General features: G+C 67.2%; 14 protein-coding genes. 7 read left to right on the top strand and 7 right to left on the bottom strand.

Features of this window, described 5'->3' with window-relative positions; translation table 11 throughout:
• The first annotated feature begins 528 nt into the window (after positions 1 to 528).
• From FFS62_RS04185 to FFS62_RS04195, 3 genes are all read left to right on the top strand, one after another.
• Positions 529 to 1254, top strand: a complete 726-nt coding sequence (locus tag FFS62_RS04185; RefSeq protein WP_137971542.1) for a winged helix-turn-helix domain-containing protein — start codon at positions 529 to 531, stop codon at positions 1252 to 1254.
• Positions 1251 to 2870, top strand: coding sequence for an ATP-binding protein (locus tag FFS62_RS04190; RefSeq protein ID WP_137971543.1), 1620 nt, complete (start codon positions 1251 to 1253; stop codon positions 2868 to 2870). Before FFS62_RS04185 ends, FFS62_RS04190 begins: the two co-directional genes overlap by 4 nt.
• Before the next feature lie 118 nt (positions 2871 to 2988).
• A complete protein-coding gene (locus tag FFS62_RS04195) occupies positions 2989 to 4008 on the top strand; it encodes an alpha/beta fold hydrolase (RefSeq protein WP_137971544.1) in 1020 nt (339 codons plus the stop codon).
• Here FFS62_RS04195 and glpD read toward each other — a convergent pair whose 3' ends face one another.
• Both glpD and FFS62_RS04205 read right to left on the bottom strand, forming a co-directional pair.
• The gene (gene glpD / locus FFS62_RS04200; protein ID WP_137971545.1) at positions 4009 to 5547 is read right to left on the bottom strand and encodes a glycerol-3-phosphate dehydrogenase; all 1539 of its coding nucleotides are present in this window, start codon (positions 5545 to 5547) and stop codon (positions 4009 to 4011) included.
• Between the two features lie 224 nt (positions 5548 to 5771).
• The gene (locus FFS62_RS04205; RefSeq protein WP_137971546.1) at positions 5772 to 6530 is read right to left on the bottom strand and encodes a DeoR/GlpR family DNA-binding transcription regulator; all 759 of its coding nucleotides are present in this window, start codon (positions 6528 to 6530) and stop codon (positions 5772 to 5774) included.
• Between the two features lie 166 nt (positions 6531 to 6696).
• Between FFS62_RS04205 and ybaK the strand changes: the two genes are divergently transcribed.
• Genes ybaK through FFS62_RS04220 form a run of 3 tightly spaced genes read left to right on the top strand, consistent with a single transcriptional unit; the run spans position 6697 to position 9522 of the window.
• Entirely contained in the window at positions 6697 to 7167 is a 471-nt protein-coding gene (gene ybaK / locus FFS62_RS04210; protein WP_137971547.1) for a Cys-tRNA(Pro) deacylase, read from the top strand.
• Positions 7168 to 7212: 45 nt separating this feature from the next.
• Positions 7213 to 8700 (top strand): glycerol kinase GlpK, encoded by a 1488-nt coding sequence (gene glpK / locus FFS62_RS04215; protein ID WP_137971548.1) that lies wholly within the window; start codon positions 7213 to 7215, stop codon positions 8698 to 8700.
• Positions 8701 to 8739: 39 nt separating this feature from the next.
• Positions 8740 to 9522: an ABC transporter substrate-binding protein gene (locus tag FFS62_RS04220; RefSeq protein ID WP_137971549.1), complete on the top strand. Its 783-nt coding sequence runs from the start codon at positions 8740 to 8742 to the stop codon at positions 9520 to 9522.
• On the opposite strand, the gene FFS62_RS04225 is transcribed toward FFS62_RS04220, so the two are convergent.
• Positions 9519 to 10298 carry a type IV pili methyl-accepting chemotaxis transducer N-terminal domain-containing protein gene (locus FFS62_RS04225; RefSeq protein WP_256662110.1) on the bottom strand — a complete coding sequence of 260 codons (780 nt, stop codon included), beginning with the start codon at positions 10296 to 10298 and terminating at the stop codon, positions 9519 to 9521. The genes FFS62_RS04220 and FFS62_RS04225 overlap by 4 nt on opposite strands.
• 84 nt (positions 10299 to 10382) lie before the next feature.
• Positions 10383 to 11627, bottom strand: coding sequence for an alginate export family protein (locus FFS62_RS04230; protein WP_137971551.1), 1245 nt, complete (start codon positions 11625 to 11627; stop codon positions 10383 to 10385).
• A 355-nt stretch (positions 11628 to 11982) separates the two neighbouring features.
• Between FFS62_RS04230 and FFS62_RS04235 the strand changes: the two genes are divergently transcribed.
• Positions 11983 to 12762, top strand: coding sequence for a PhzF family phenazine biosynthesis protein (locus tag FFS62_RS04235; RefSeq protein ID WP_137971552.1), 780 nt, complete (start codon positions 11983 to 11985; stop codon positions 12760 to 12762).
• A gap of 113 nt (positions 12763 to 12875) precedes the next feature.
• Here FFS62_RS04235 and FFS62_RS04240 read toward each other — a convergent pair whose 3' ends face one another.
• The 3 genes from FFS62_RS04240 to FFS62_RS04250 all read right to left on the bottom strand — a co-directional run bounded on the left by FFS62_RS04240 (position 12876) and on the right by FFS62_RS04250 (position 15799).
• Entirely contained in the window at positions 12876 to 13979 is a 1104-nt protein-coding gene (locus FFS62_RS04240; RefSeq protein ID WP_137971553.1) for an ABC transporter ATP-binding protein, read from the bottom strand.
• Positions 13976 to 14896 carry an ornithine carbamoyltransferase gene (gene argF / locus FFS62_RS04245; RefSeq protein WP_137971554.1) on the bottom strand — a complete coding sequence of 307 codons (921 nt, stop codon included), beginning with the start codon at positions 14894 to 14896 and terminating at the stop codon, positions 13976 to 13978. Before argF ends, FFS62_RS04240 begins: the two co-directional genes overlap by 4 nt.
• A gap of 270 nt (positions 14897 to 15166) precedes the next feature.
• Positions 15167 to 15799: an SGNH/GDSL hydrolase family protein gene (locus FFS62_RS04250; RefSeq protein WP_137971555.1), complete on the bottom strand. Its 633-nt coding sequence runs from the start codon at positions 15797 to 15799 to the stop codon at positions 15167 to 15169.
• Positions 15800 to 15908: the final 109 nt, after the last annotated feature.

The following is a 15908-nucleotide window of genomic DNA, read 5'->3' on the forward strand; positions in this document are numbered from 1 at the left end:
CTCCAAAGTCGGTGACGAGGCCGCAGGCTGTACCACTAGGGATAGTGGTGGGCGCCTGTGGCTGCGTACCTGTTCGGCGTATCTAGGGGGCTTGCTGCGCTGTCCGTGCCGCGACCATCCACCGCTGCGGCGGATGTGTGGGAAGTGCTACCGGTAGCGAGCGGATCGGGCCCCTCTGCATTCTTTTTTCTTAGTGTCCGGTGCCTCGTAAAAACACCATATGTAGGTGTGAGGCGCGATGGGGATACAAGATAATGCGCTAACGGGGGCATTGCAAGGGAAGGGTGGGGGGCAATTCTGTGGATAACTTGTGGGTGAATTGTGGGTGAAATTCGCGGGAATCGCGGCAAGCCCCATGAACCCTGGCTTCTACCGTTCGTCGACCCTGGTGAGCGGGTTTGCCGGCCGGGAAAAGTATTCTGCGGGCGTGGAAGCTAACACAATATCTAGTGTTTCTGGCATGCGCTGTGCTAACCGTTCGCGGTTGTTACAATGCCGCCACTATGGCGTTCCCGCTGGAGAGAATTCGTGGAGCAAGAGGCCTGGCAAATCCTGATCGTCGAGGACGATCAGCGGCTGGCGGAGTTGACCCAGGAGTACCTGCAAGGCAATGGCCTGCAGGTGGCGATCGAATCCGATGGCGCCCGGGCCGCGGCGCGCATCCTCAAGGAGCAGCCGGACCTGGTGGTGCTCGACCTGATGCTGCCGGGCGAGGATGGCCTGTCCATCTGCCGCAAGGTGCGTGGCCAGTTCGCCGGGCCGATCCTGATGCTCACCGCGCGTACCGACGACATGGACGAAGTGCTCGGCCTGGAGATGGGCGCTGATGACTATGTGTGCAAGCCGGTGCGCCCGCGTGTGCTGCTGGCGCGCATCCGTGCCCTGTTGCGGCGCAGTGAGGGCGTGGCCGAGGCGCCGACGGCGGAAAACCAGCGGCGCCTGGAGTTCGGTCCGCTGGTGATCGACAGCGCCATGCGCGAGGCCTGGTTGCGCGGCGAGGGCATCGAGCTGACCAGTGCCGAGTTCGACCTGCTCTGGCTGCTGGTGGCGAACGCCGGGCGCATTCTCTCCCGCGAGGAGATCTTCACCGCCCTGCGAGGCATCGAGTACGACGGCCAGGATCGCTCCATCGACGTGCGCATCTCGCGCATCCGCCCGAAGATCGGCGACGACCCGATGCACCCGCGCCTGATCAAGACTGTGCGCAGCAAGGGCTACCTGTTCGTCGCCGAGGCCGCCAGCGCGCTGCAATGAACACCATCTTCCTGCGCATCTATGGCGGCATCATCGCCGCCCTGGTGCTGGTTGCGCTGCTCGGCGTCGGCGCCCTGCAGCTGACCAACGAGGTGCGCAGCGACCAGTACCGCGAGCAGCTGGCGCGCGGCACCTTCCGCCTGATGGCGGACAGCCTGCAACCCATGGGGGAGGTGGACCGGCGTCGGGCGCTGGTGACCTGGAGCCGGCTGATCGGCGTGTCGCTGGAGCTGCAGCAGCTGACCGCCGAGCCGCTGGATGGCCGCACACGCGGGCGTCTGCTGCGCGGCCAGGTGCTGGTGGAGCAGACCGGCCCGCACGCGGCGCGTGTCTACGCGCTGGTCAGTGCCGAGCAGCAACTGGTGCTGACCACCGAGGTGGAACAGATCAGCGAGCAGCTGGCGCGCGCCACCGTCTACCTGCTGATGGACGAGCTGGTGCGCTACCCCATCGTCGAGCAGCCCAGGCGCCTGGCCGCGCTCAAGGAGGAGAAGCAGTTCGGCTTCGACCTGCGCCTGGTCACCCTGGAGAAGGTCGACCTGGACGAGGACCAGCAGCGCCGGGTGGACGAGGGCGACACGGTACTGGCGCTGGGCAAGGGCGGCGACTCGATCCGCGTGATCGCCGGCATGGTCGGCACGCCCTGGGTGCTGGAAGTCGGCCCGATCTACCAGATGAATCCCTATCCGACCGAGCTGCTGGTGCTGATCGGCGTGCTCGGCCTGACCCTCACCGGGCTGATCCTCTATCTGTTGGTGCGGCGCCTGGAGCGCCGTCTGCTGGCCCTGGAAAACGCCGCCTCGCACCTGGCCAGCGGCCGCCTGGATGCCCGCGCGCCGACCCAGGGCGCCGACTCGGTGGGGCGCCTGGCCGCCACCTTCAACGCCATGGCCGAGCAGCTGCAGCGCCTGCTCAACGTGCAGCGCGAGATGGTGCGCGCCGTGTCCCACGAGCTGCGCACGCCGGTGGCGCGCCTGCGCTTCGGCCTGGAGATGGTCGGTGACGCCGACAGCGACGAGGCGCGGCGCAAGTACATGGACGGCATGGACGGCGATATCCAGGAACTGGACAAGCTGGTCGACGAGATGCTGGTCTATGCGCGCCTGGAGCAGGGCTCGCCGGAGCTGATCTACCAGCGGGTGGACCTGCGTGCGCTGCTCGACCAGGTGATCAAGGAGCTGGCGCCGCTGCGTGCCGATATCCGTGTCGACCGTGGCCAATGCCGCGATGCACCGGATGGCAGCGCCCTGGTGGAGGCCGAGCCGCGTTACCTGCACCGCGCCCTGCAGAACCTGGTGAGCAACGCCATGCGCCACGCCGACACCCGCGTGCGCCTGACCTACAACATTGGTCCGGAGCGCTGCCGGGTGGATGTGGAGGACGACGGCCCCGGCGTGCCCGAGGACGCCTGGGAGCGCATCTTCACCCCCTTCCTGCGCCTGGACGACAGCCGCACCCGCGCCTCCGGCGGCCACGGCCTGGGCCTGTCCATCGTACGCCGGATCATCTACTGGCACGCCGGCCGCGCCCATGTCGGCCGCAGCGCCAACCTCGGTGGCGCCCACTTCAGCCTGGTCTGGCCGCGCGAGCAGCCGGCGACGACGGAACCGCTCTGAAGCCGAGTCACTACCGTTCGGCACCCTTCATCAAATTGTCATCGAACTGTGGCAGCGCCAACGCACGAACATCCGCAGACTCGCGCTTCACTGGGGTTCTGCGTTCTGGGTGTTCTCGATGCGTGCGTTGCTCTTCTTCGTCGCGCTGCTGTGCGGCGTGTCGTCCTTGGCGGCTTCTCGCTGCGATCTGCAGGTGCCGACCGCTATGGCGGATGTCGGCGAGGTGCGTCTGGCTTACCAGAGCATCGGCCGCGACAGCGATCCGGCGCTGCTGCTGGTCATGGGGCTCGGCGGCCAGCTGATCCACTGGCCCGATGAGGTGCTCGCGCGCCTGTGCGAGCAGGGTTTCCGGGTGATCCGTTTCGACAATCGCGACGTCGGCCTGTCGACCTGGGCGGGCGCCGCTCCCGAGGTGAACCTGGGCTATGAGCTGCTCAGCTATCAGGTGGGCCTCGGCGCCGCCGCGCCCTATTCGCTGCGCGACATGGCCGGTGATGCCCTGGGCCTGATGGATGTGCTGGGCGTGCAGCGCTTCCACGTGCTGGGCGCCAGCATGGGCGGGATGATCGCCCAGCACATGGCCGACCTGGCGCCACGGCGGGTGGAAAGCCTGACTCTGCTGATGACCAGTTCCAGCGCGCCGGGCCTGCCGGAGCCGGATGCGCGCCTGCTGCAGCAGCTGGCGCGGCGCGAGGCGCCGGATCGCGCCGCGGCCATCGAGCAGCAGGCCGACCTGCTGGCCGCACTCGGCAGCCCGAGCCTGGCGGTGGATCGCGCACAGCTACTGACGGAGGCCGAGCACAGCTACGACCGCGCCTTCAATCCCCAGGGTGTGCAGCGGCAGATCCTGGCGATCCTCGCCGAGCCGAGCCGGGTGGAGCTGCTCAATCGCCTGCGGGTGCCGACTCTGGTGGTGCATGGCACCGCCGATCCGCTGTTGCCGGTGATGCACGGCGTGCACGTGGCCGCCCATATAAAGGGCAGCGAGCTGAAGCTGATTCCGGGCCTGGCCCATCGCTTCCAGACGGCGTTCAAGGAGCCGCTGCTGGCCGCCGTGCTGCCGCACCTGCGCGCCCATCGCATGGACGACGCGCAGCTGGCCCAACGGCAGGAGAGTGGGGCGCAGTCGCCGCTCTGATCAGATGGCGCGAGCGCTGGCCAGGGGCTGTGGCTGACGGCTGGCCTGCAGGTAGTCCCGCAGCTTGGCCTGCTGGCCGGGCGTCATGAACAGGCCGAGCTTGGTGCGGCGCCAGAGGATGTCCTCGGCCTCCACGGCCCATTCCTCGCGGCGCAGGTAGTCCACCTCGCGGGTATATAGGCCGGCGCCCAGGTGCTCGCCCAGCTCGTTCTGCCACTGCAGGCCGTCCAGCAGGCGCCAGGTGCGGCTGCCGTAGGTACTGGCCCAGCGCTGGGCCAGTTCGCGGTCGAGCCAGCCGAAGCGAGCGATCAGCTTGTCCACCAGCGCCTCGCGGCTGTCCATGTTCTCGCCGCCGGGCAGTGGCGCCTGGTCGGTCCAGGCCGGGCACAGGCGCGGGAAGTAGGGCGCGAGCTGGCTCATGGCCGACTCGGCCAGCTTGCGGTAGGTGGTCAGCTTGCCGCCGAACACTGACAGCAGCGGCGCCTCGCCCGGCGCGCCGGACAGTGACAGGGTGTAGTCGCGGGTCACGGCCGAGGGCTCGTCGGATTCGTCGTCGCACAGCGGACGCACGCCGGAGTAGGTGTGCAGGATGTCGCTACGTTGCAGCTGCTGCTTGAAGTGGGCGTTGACCACCTTGAGCAGGTAGTCGGTCTCTTCCTCGCTGATACGGACCTGGGCCGGGTCGCCCTGGTACTCGCGATCGGTGGTGCCGATCAGGCTGAAGCGCTCCAGCCAGGGGATGACGAAGACGATGCGCTGGTCCTCGTTCTGCAGGATGTAGGCCTGCTCGCCCTCGTGGATGCGCGGCACCACGATGTGGCTGCCCTGGATCAGGCGGATGCCGTAGGGCGACTTCTGCTTCAGGTCGTCCTGGATGAAACGCGCCACCCAGGGGCCGGCGGCGTTGACCAGGGCGCGGGCGCGGATCGAGAACAGGCTGCCGTCGGCGCGCTCCAGATGCAGATGCCACAGACCCTTGCTGCGCCGCGCGCTGACGCAGCGGGTGCGGGTGTGGATATGCGCGTGGCGTTCGCGTGCGGCCATCAGGTTGAGCACCACCAGGCGCGCATCGTCCACCCAGCAGTCGGAGTATTCGAAGCCGTGCGCCATCTCGGCCTTCAGCGGGCTGCCGGCGCCGAAACGCACGCCGTTGGAGCCCGGCAGCTTCTCGCGCTTGCCCAGGTGGTCGTAGAGGAACAGGCCGGCGCGGATCATCCAGGCCGGGCGCAGGTGCGGGCGGTGCGGCAGGATGAAGCGCATCGGTTTGACGATATGCGGGGCCTTCGCCAGCAGCACTTCGCGCTCGGCCAGTGCCTCGCGGACCAGGCGGAATTCGTAGTGTTCGAGGTAGCGCAGGCCGCCGTGGATCAGTTTGCTGCTGGCGGAGGAGGTGTGCTGGGCCAGGTCGTCGCGTTCGCAAAGGAACACCGAGAGGCCCCGGCCGGCCGCGTCGGCGGCGATGCCGGCACCGTTGATGCCGCCACCGACCACGGCCAGATCGTAGATTTCAGCGATGGGGGGCGTCTGACTGAGCGACATGGCAAGGCACCGTAAGTTGTAATGTGAACTTATGAATGTTCGATTTCGAAAATATGCTAGCCGAGCAGGCGCGCTTTCGCCAGCCCGAAGGGCGGCCGACCATCAGAAAGGCGAGATGGCTCGCACAAGCGCAGCGTGGGTTACGAGAGGTGCGCGTAGCCCGGATGCAATCCGGGAGGGCAGGTGACTCCGTTCCCGGATTGCATCCGGGCTACGGAGCGGGATCAGACGATATGCAGCTGGATCTTCTGCTCGGCCAGCAGGCGGCTCAGGCCGGCGGAGGGCGGGGCGTCGGTGAAGATGTGGTCGACCAGGGCGATGGAGCCCAGGCGCACCACGGCGTTGCGCCCGAACTTGCTGGAGTCGGCGGCCAGCAGCACCTGGCGGGCGTTGTCGATGATGGCCTGGGAGACGCGCACTTCCTGGTAGTCGAAGTCCAGCAGGCTGCCGTCCTCGTCGATGCCGCTGATGCCCATGATGGCGAAGTCGACCTTGAACTGCTGGATAAAGTCAGCCGCCGCCTGGCCGACCACGCCGCCGTCGCTGCGCACGCTGCCGCCGGCCACCAGCACTTCGAAGTCGGCCTTGTCCGCCAGGGTGGCGGCCACGTGCAGGTTGTTGGTGATCACCTTGAGGTGCTTGCGGCCGAGCAGGGCGCGGGCGATGGCCTCGGTGGTGGTGCCGATGCTGATGAACAGCGAGGCGTAGTCGGGAATCTGTGCGGCGATGGCCTCGGCGATGCGCTGCTTCTCGTCGCGCATCTGCCCGGCGCGCATGGCGTAGGCGGTGTTCTGGATGCTCGATGCCTCGCTCGCCGCGCCGCCATGGGTGCGCCGCAGCAGGCCCTGTTCGGCCAGCTGATTGATGTCGCGGCGGATGGTCTGCGGGGTGACGGCGAAGGCCTGGGCCAGCTCTTCGATACTGACGTAGCCGCGCTCGCGGGCGCGTTCGAGGATGCTCTGCTGGCGGGGTGGGAGGCTCATGGGCTTTCCTTTTTTATCGGCCGGCGGATTATAGCGAGGTGCCGCCTGCTGGCGACTGTTATGGCCAGCCATCCGCGGTAGCCACCCGGTGTGACGGCGAGGGCTGCTCCCGCCAGGTTTTTTCCGCTAAGGTACGCGCCTTCGTCAGGGATTTTCACATTCGAACATGACTCCTGCCATCGATCTGCTGAAAAAGGCCAAGGCCGAGCACCAGGTGCACAGCTACCACCACGACCCCAAGGCCCCGTCCTATGGCCTGGAGGCCGCCGAGAAGCTCGGCCTGGAGCCGGCACGGGTGTTCAAGACGCTGCTCGCCGCCACCGAGAAGGGCGAGCTGCTGGTGGCGGTGGTGCCGGTGGCCGGCAGTCTCGACCTCAAGGCCCTGGCGCATGCCGCCGGGGCGAAGAAGGCCGACATGGCCGACCCGCAGCAGGCCCAGCGCAGCACCGGCTATCTGGTCGGCGGCATCAGCCCGCTGGGGCAGAAGAAGCGCCTGCGCACCTTTATCGACGAATCCGCACGCCAGTACCCGACCATCCATGTCAGCGCCGGCCGCCGTGGCCTGGAAGTGGAGCTGGCGGCCGAGGTGCTGGCCCTGCACACCCAGGGCACCTTCGCCGCCATCGGCAGGGAATGATCCGGCTCCCGAGCGGAGCTCACGCATAACAACAAGGAAACGCGCATGTCCCAATACCTGCTTGCCATCGACCAGGGCACCACCAGCTCCCGCGCCATCGTCTTCAGTGCCCAGGGTTTGCCGCTGGCCAGCGCCCAGCAGGAGTTCAAGCAGTACTTTCCCAAGGACGGCTGGGTCGAGCACGACGCCGAGGAGATCTGGCTGACCACCCTCAAGGTCTGTCGTGAGGCCCTGGCCAGCAAGGGCCTGAAGGCCGACGAGGTGCTGGCCATCGGCATCACCAACCAGCGCGAGACCACCGTGGTGTGGGATGCCGTCAGCGGCTCGCCGATCCACCCGGCCATCGTCTGGCAGGACCGGCGTACCGCCGACTACTGCGCCGGGCTCAAGGCCGAGGGCCACGAGGCCAAGGTGGCCGACAAGACCGGCCTGCTGATCGACCCGTATTTCTCCGCCACCAAGCTGCGCTGGATTCTCGACAACGTGCCCGGCGCCCGCGAGCGCGCCGAGCGTGGCGAGCTGCGCTTCGGCACCGTGGACTGCTTCCTGCTGTGGCGCCTGACCGATGGCAAGTCGCACCGCACCGACGCCAGCAACGCCTCGCGCACCCTGCTGTTCAACATCCACAGCCAGCAGTGGGACGACGAGCTGCTGCAGCTGTTCGACATCCCGCGCAGCCTGCTGCCGGAGGTGCTGGATTGCGCCGCCGATTTCGGCGTCACCGAACCGGCATTGCTAGGCGCCGGCATTCCGGTGCTGGGCATGGCTGGTGACCAGCAGGCCGCGCTGATCGGCCAGACCTGCTTCGAGCCCGGCATGGTCAAGAGCACCTACGGCACCGGCTGCTTCATGATCCAGAACACCGGCGACAAGCCGGTGGTGTCGAAGAACCGCCTGCTGACCACCGTCGGCTACCGTCTCAATGGCAAGGTCACCTACGCGGTGGAGGGCAGCATCTTCGTCGCCGGCGCCGCCGTGCAGTGGCTGCGCGACGGCATCAAGCTGATCAGCGACGCCCGCGACACCGAGCTGCTCGCCGAGCAGACCGGTGATGCCTGCGGCGTGTACCTGGTGCCGGCCTTCACCGGCCTCGGCGCGCCGTACTGGGACCCCAAGGCGCGTGGCGCGATCTTCGGCCTGACCCGCGACACCGGGATCAAGGAGATCGTCACCGCCGGCTTGCAGTCGGTGTGCTACCAGACCCGCGACCTGCTCCAGGCCATGCGCCAGGATGGCGCCGCCGAGCCCAGCGCGCTGCGTGTGGACGGCGGCATGGTGGTGAACAACTGGGTCATGCAGTTCCTCGCCGACATCCTCGGCGTGCCGGTGGAGCGTCCGGTGGTGACCGAGACCACGGCCCTGGGCGTGGCCTATCTGGCCGGCTTGCAGGCCGGGCTGTACCGCGATCTGGATGAAGTGGCCAGCCACTGGCATCGCCAGCAGCGCTTCGCCCCGCGCATGGCCGACGCCCATCGGGGCAAGCTCTACGCCGGCTGGCTGGACGCGGTGAAGAGGGTGCGCAGCGAGGGCTGAGGTGGTACAAGGGTGCCAAGTTCCCCTTGAGGTCGCCGCATGCAGCCGCGCCGTCGCCTGCCGCTCCTTGCTCTCGCCCTGAGTTTGCTCGCTGGCCCTGCGCCGGCGGGCAGCGCGCGTGACGAAACGCTGGTCATCGCCGCCGATCTCTGGTGCCCGGTGAACTGCGCGGCCGACTCGCCACGGCCGGGCATCTTCGTCGAGCTGGCGCGCGACATCTTCGCCGAGGTCGGCATCGCCGTGCGCTACGAGACGCGCAACTGGGCGCGGGTGCTGCAGGAGGTGCGTCGCGGCGAGCTCAACGCCGCAGTGGGCGCCGGCCATGAGGATGCCCCGGACTTCCTGTTCACCCGCACGCCGGTGGCCATGTCGCGCAACTGCTTCTATACCCGCCAGGATTCCACCTGGCGCTTCGGCGGCGTCGACTCGCTGGCGCCGGTGCGCCTGGGCGTGATCAACGACTACAGCTACGGCGAGCCGCTCAATGCCTATGTGGCCGCCCACCGCGACGGCGATCGGGTGCAGGTGGCCGCCGGCGACAACGCCCTCGACCTCAACCTGACCAAGCTGCGCCATGGCCGCCTGGACGCCTTGGTGGAAAACAGCTGGGTGATCCAGTCGCGCCTGGCCGACCTCGGCCGCAGTGGTGAGCTGCGCGAGGCCGGCTGCCGCGAGCCGGACGTGCCGATCTACCTGGCCTTCTCGCCGACCCGCGCGGACAGCGCTCGCTATGTCGAGCTGTTCGAGCAGGGCCTGCAGCGCTACCGCGCCGACGGCCGTCTGCGGGCCTTGCTCAAGGCCTATGGCGTCGAGGAACGCTAGGACTCGCGCTGCATCACCTGCTCATAGGCGCTGGTCAGCTCGTTCATCTGCCACAGCAGGGTCTCGGTGGTGGTGGTGATCACCGTCGGCACATAGCGCGAGTCGGCGGACAGCTGGAAGCCGGCGCGGGCGAAGCGCCACTGGGCCTCGACCTTCTTCAGTGCGGCGGCGATCTGCGGGGTGTTCTGCTCGGCGGCCAGCAGCTCTTGCTGGGCCGCTTCGAATTCCGTGGTGGCCTGCTGCAGCTGCTGCTCCAGGCCCTCGGCCGGCAGTTTCCAGCTCAGCGCCAGGTAGAGCTTGGCGATACGCTGGCTGAGCATGCGCTGGCGCCCGCTGCGGTTGACCAGGCGCGCGCCGGCGTTGCCGGTGTGGGCCTCGATCAGTTGTACCAGCGCCTCGCTCTGCGCCAGCAGCTGGTCGCTGAGCTGCAACAGGCTCAGCGCCTGCTGCGGTTCGGGGCGCGACAGGGCCAGCTCGCGGTAGCGCTGCCAGGTCAGCCCGACCTGCTCCAGCGCCGCGGTGATTTCGGCGCTGGGAGCGTATTCGCTGAGCGCCTGGTAGTTGCTTTCGAAGCGCGCAACGCTCTGATCCAGCTGCTGCACGGCCTGGTCGCTGCGCACCTCGGCGCCGATCATCAGGTAGCTCTTGGCGATGCGCTGGCTGAGCATGCGCTGCATGCCGGACAGGTTCATCGCTTCGGCATCGCCGATGGCGGCGCTGGCGGGCTGGCCGAGCAGGGCGCAGGCGAGGCCGAACAGAAGGGCAAGACGACTCATCATGGATACCTCCGAAGGCGCGCGGCCGGGCCGCGCGCTGCAATGGCCCCGTTGCGGGGCCGCCGGTGAAGGCCGCGAGGCGGCTCAGTAGGTGTACTGCAGCTGCAGCCAGACCTTGTCGGTATCCACGGTGCGGGCCTCGTCCGCGGAGTCGTAGGTGGCGTACTTGACCAGGCCGACCAGGCCCTTCACCCCGGGAATCGGGTGGGCGTAGGACAGGTCGATCTCGTCGCCATAGTCATCGCTGCCTTGCTCGGTGGCGAAGTCGTGGTACCAGGCCTGCAGGGTGCCGCCGAACAGCGGCGCGGTGACGCCGAAGTAGGCGTCCTCGATGCCGTCCGCCGGGGTGGTGAGGAACTGGTCGGCCCAGCCCTGGAACAGGTGCTTGGTCGCCAGCGGGGTCTGGAAGGCGCGGTTGCCGCCGCCGTTGTCGCCGCCCAGCACCTCGTAGCCGGCCTTCAGCTGCACGCCCTTGAGGGTGTAGCCGAGTTCGGCCAGGTAGTACTCGCTGTCCAGGTCCAGCGGGTTGTCGCCGTAGTCCTTCTGCTGGGCATATTCGAGCACGTAGCTGACCCCAGCGACGGCGCCATTCAGGCGCAGGCCGCTGGTCTGGCTGGACAGCGTGCCCTCGGCGGCGGTGGGCGCCACGGCGATGTTGTCGAGGTCCAGCAGGTAGCTGTAGGCGGTGGCGGTCAGCTCTGGCATGAACACGTACTGGGCGTTGACCAGGTGGCTGTGGCCGTCGATGTTGGCCGGATTGGTGCGGTTGTCGTAGCGGCCGTTCTCCGGGCCCCAGATGGTGTTGACCTGGTCGATGTAGGCGTAGCTCAGGGTCAGCCCGTCGATCGGCTTGAGCTGGGTCAGGGCGCCGTCGTAGGTCTGCTCGTTCTGGCGCCAGGCCACGCTGCCGATGAAGCGCTGGTTGTCTAGGTTGATGCGCTGACGGCCGAGCACGGCGCTGCCGAGCTTGTGGTCGTAGCGCAGCAGGGCCTGGTTGACCTCGGTGCCGTCCGGGTCGGCCACCACCGCGTATTCGCGCTGGCCGTTGCGGGTGTCGTTGTAGGCGGCGTCGCCCAGGCGGCTGACGTTGTCCACCTCGATCAGGCCGGACAGGCCGTACCACTTGCCGCTCTGGAAGCCGGCGCGGGTGCGCAGGGTCTGGGCGTTGGCGTCACGCAGGGCGTTTTCCTGGTCGACGTTCTCGAAGCGGTAGCGGGCATCGAGGATCGGCTTGCCCTGGGTGAACAGGTTGCTGAAGTCCTCGGCGGCGAAGGCGCCCTGGGCGAGGGTGGCGGAGGCGATGGCGAGCGACAGTAGGGTCGGTTTCATGCACATGGAGGTCTTTCCTGTTAGCCAATTAACGCAAAAAAAAACGCCACAGCACCCGCGCTCCCGGTAAGGGGAAGGGTTCCGTGACGTCGTTGTCGGTTGAGTTGGCAGACACGCCGTTGTGCTGACCGGGGTCGGCCATAGCAGGCGGCATGCCAGGATTGGCAAGTGACTGATTTATTGCGAATTAATGACTATCTAGAGCCTTTCGCGATAAAGCGTCTGCACCGCGCTCGCTCGCGACGCCTTGAGACAGTGCAGCTGTAATGGCGCAATCGGCCCCGACTGTATCGGGTCGCCGGGCGTGGGGCGCGGCATGCTGGCGACCTCAAGACCAAATGCCAGGGAGCGCCACATGTCACTCGAATTCCACCAGATCGACGCCTTCACCGACCGACCGTTTCGCGGCAACCCGGCCGTGGTCTATCGGCTCGACGCCTGGCTGGAGGACGAGTTGATGCAGCGCATCGCCGCCGAGCACAACCAGGCCGAGACGGCCTTCACCGTGCGCGAGGGCGCGGGCTGGCGGATTCGCTGGTTCACCCCGGCATGCGAAGTGCCGCTGTGCGGCCACGCCACCCTGGCCACGGCCCATGCGCTGTTCGAGCTGTATGGCGAGCCGGGCGAGCGGCTGCAGTTCGTGTGCATGTCCGGTGCGCTGGCGGTGAGTCGCGAGAGTGGCCGGCTGGTGCTGGATTTCCCGGCCATGTGGCTGGAACCGGTGGAGATGGCGGCCGAGGTGGCGGCTATTCTCGGGCAGAGGGTCCTGGCGGTGCAGGGTGGTAAGGAGCTGCTGGTGGTGCTGGAGTCGGAGCAGGCGGTACGCGAGTGCAAGCCGGACCTGGCGGCGCTGGCGAAACTGCCGGGCCTGGGTGTGATCGTCACGGCCCAGGGCCGCGAGCATGACTTCGTCTCGCGCTATTTCGCCCCAGGCATCGGCATCGACGAGGACCCGGTCACCGGATCCACCCACTGCATCCTCGTGCCGTACTGGGCCGAGCGCCTGGACAAGAGCGAGCTGCGTGCCTATCAGTGCTCGGCCCGTGGTGGCGAGCTGCACTGCCGGCTGGAAGGCGAGCGGGTGAAGATCGCCGGCCAGGCCGTGCTGGTGGCCAGCGGCAAGCTGTTTGTTTGAAGCCTGTGTAGGGCGGGTGTAACCCGCGAAACCCGCCACATGCGCGCGGGTTTCACCCGCCCTACGGCTGGGCGCTCTCTAATTTCCTACGCTGCGGAAAGCGGATTCGACGATCAGCTGCTGCTGTGGCGGCGTACGCCGGACTCACCCAGGCTGACCTGGGCGGCCACGCTGCCCTGGGCGGCGAACACGACCAGGTGATCGGCGGCGACGCGGATGCCGACCTGTTGCCCCGGCGCGTGGTCGGCATGGCTGGGGAAGATCGCCTCCAGCTGGGTGCCGGTGGGCAGTTGCAGGCGGTACAGGGTGGCGGCCCCGAGGAAGGTCTTGCCGACGATCTGCGCCTGCAGGGCGCTGTCCGGTGCGTAGACGATGTCGTCCGGGCGTAGCAGCACGTCCACCGCGCTGCCGGGCGCCAGGGTGTAGGCGCGGTTGCCGCGGATGCTGCCCAGCTCGGTCTGCACCGTGTCCGGGCTCTGCAGCTGGCCGCGGATGAAGTAGCCCTGGCCGACGAAGCTGGCGACGAAGGGCGTCAGCGGCTCGTGGTACAGGTTGTAGGGCGTGTCCCACTGCTCTAGCCGGCCATCCTTGAACACGCCGACATGGTCGCTGACGGCGAAGGCCTCTTCCTGGTCGTGGGTAACCAGGATGGCGCTGGTGCCGCGCGCCTTGAGGATATCGCGCACCTCGTGGCTGAGGCGCCGGCGCAGCTCGCCGTCGAGGTTGGAGAAGGGCTCGTCGAGCAGCAGCAGCTGCGGTTCCGGTGCCAGCGCGCGGGCCAGGGCCACGCGCTGTTGCTGGCCGCCGGAAAGCTCGTGGGGGAAGCGTTTGCCCAGCTGGCTGAGCTTGACCAGCTCCAGCAGCTCGGCGGTGATCCTGTCGCGCTGCGGGTGTTTGCGGATACCGAAGGCCACGTTGTCCGCCACCGACAGGTGCGGGAACAGGGCGTAGTCCTGAAACACCATGCCGATGCGGCGTTTCTCCGGGGCCAGGGTGAAACCGGCGCGGGAGATCACTTCGCCGCCCAGCTCGATCTCGCCCTGCAGCACCGTCTCGAAACCGGCGATGGCGCGCAGGGTGGTGGTCTTGCCACAGCCCGAGGGGCCGAGCAGGCAGCCGATGTCGCCGGCGTTCAGGTGCAGGTCGAGCGACTGCACGATGCGGTGTTCGTGGTAACCGCAGGCCAGGTCGCGCAGCGACAGCAGCAGTTCGCTCATGCCGGACGGCAACCCGGGGCGACCAGCATTTCCATCAGCGCCTTCTGCGCATGCAGGCGGTTCTCGGCCTGCTGCCAGGCCAGCGAGCGCGAATCGTCGAGCAGATCTTCGCTGATCTCCTCGCCACGGTGGGCGGGCAGGCAGTGCAGGAAGATCACGCTCGGGTCAGCGGCGTCGAGCAGGGCGCGGTTGACCTGGTAGGGGGCGAACAGCTTGAGGCGCTTGGCGCTTTCCTCTTCCTGGCCCATGGAGGTCCACACGTCGGTGCTGACCAGGTGGGCGCCGGCCACCGCTTCCTTCGGATCGCGGACGATGCGCACGCGGTCGCCGGCGGCCTTGAGGAACTCGGCCTTCGGCTCGTAACCCTCGGGGCAGGCGATGCGCAGCTGGAAGTCGAACTGCACGGCGGCTTCCAGGTAGGTGTTGCACATGTTGTTGCCGTCGCCGACCCAGGCCACGGTCTTGCCCTTGATACTGCCGCGGGCCTCCTCGAAGGTCTGCATGTCGGCCAGCAGCTGGCAGGGGTGCAGGTCGTCGGACAGGCCGTTGATCACCGGCACGCTGCTGTGCGCGGCGAACTCGGTGAGGTTGCTGTGGGCGTAGGTGCGGATCATCACCACGTCGAGCATGCTGGACATGACGATGGCGGTATCGCCGATCGGCTCGCCGCGGCCCAGCTGGGTATCGCGCGGGGAGAGGAAGATGGCCTGGCCGCCGAGCTGGATCATGCCGGCTTCAAACGACAGGCGGGTACGGGTGGAGGCCTTCTCGAAGATCATGCCCAGCACCCGGCTCTTCAGCGGCTCGAACAGCACGCCGCGTCGGCGCAGGTCCTTCAGCTCGATGGCTCGACGAATCAGGCCGCTCAGTTCCTGCGGGCTGAAGTCCATCAACGAGAGAAAGTGCCTGGCGCTCATCTTGTTCACTACCTTAATTCGACAACTGTCGCGGCCCCGTTTTTCAGGGGAAAAGCAGCCCACACAACGGCTGGAGCCGCGAGAGGGCGACAAATGGGGGAGGCGCGATCTTATAAGGAAATGTCGCAGCCTGCCAACACGACTCAAGAATGGTGCGGGTTTCAGGGTGTTGCGGCCACCGGGTGTACCGATTGGATACCGATAATGGGGGCAGGCCCCACCATGCACTCTGTGCCATGGCCGGGCCTGCGGGGCGCTGGTCGGAGCGACCTAGATGCGTTTCCAGGCGCCCAGATAGGCTCCTACATTGATGAACCACTCTGCGAATTTGCTATGCCCGGCCTCGTTCAGGTGCACACCCTCCACGAAGTCGGCAGAGGTGGCGTTGAAGGTGAGAGTGGCCGCGCCATACTCGGCACAGACGTCAGTCATCGCCTGCTGATAGTGGGAAAGCTTCAAGCCGACGGCATTCGACACGTCCTGGTTGAATTTCCAGATCGGCTTTATGCACATCACGCCTAGCCCTTTGGACTGGATGCCGGAGACCAGCGTGCGCAGGCTGCTCTTGTAGGTTTCCAGCGGTACGCCCAGGCCATGGTCATTGGTGGAAACCTGGATGAAAACGCCATCCATGCCGCCGCGGCCACTGATGAACTCGATAGCGTCGAGCATATCGACGGCTCCGAGGTGGCCGCCCTGTGGAGCGACCGTGGCGCCAGGGGAGCCGATGACATGGACGATGGCGTCGATCTTGGCGCTGACCAGGTTGAAAGCCATCTTGCTAGGGCGGGTAGTGCCATAGGCCTGGGTGAAAATGCTGTCCGAAATAACCGCATAGCGGTTAGCAGCACTGGCGTCGATGCTGGCCAGCATCATTGCAGCGGCAACGATGAGTTTCTTCATGCTTATGATGGTGCTCCTTGCTCGTTATTTTTGTCTGGGGTCGGAAGGCGACCCGGAGCAATCCTGCCGTTTGCCTGGTAGAGATTCCAGTTCTTCGGTGCAGGCCTGA

The sequence above is a fragment of the Pseudomonas sp. F(2018) genome, from assembly GCF_005508865.1.
Taxonomy (GTDB): domain Bacteria; phylum Pseudomonadota; class Gammaproteobacteria; order Pseudomonadales; family Pseudomonadaceae; genus Aquipseudomonas.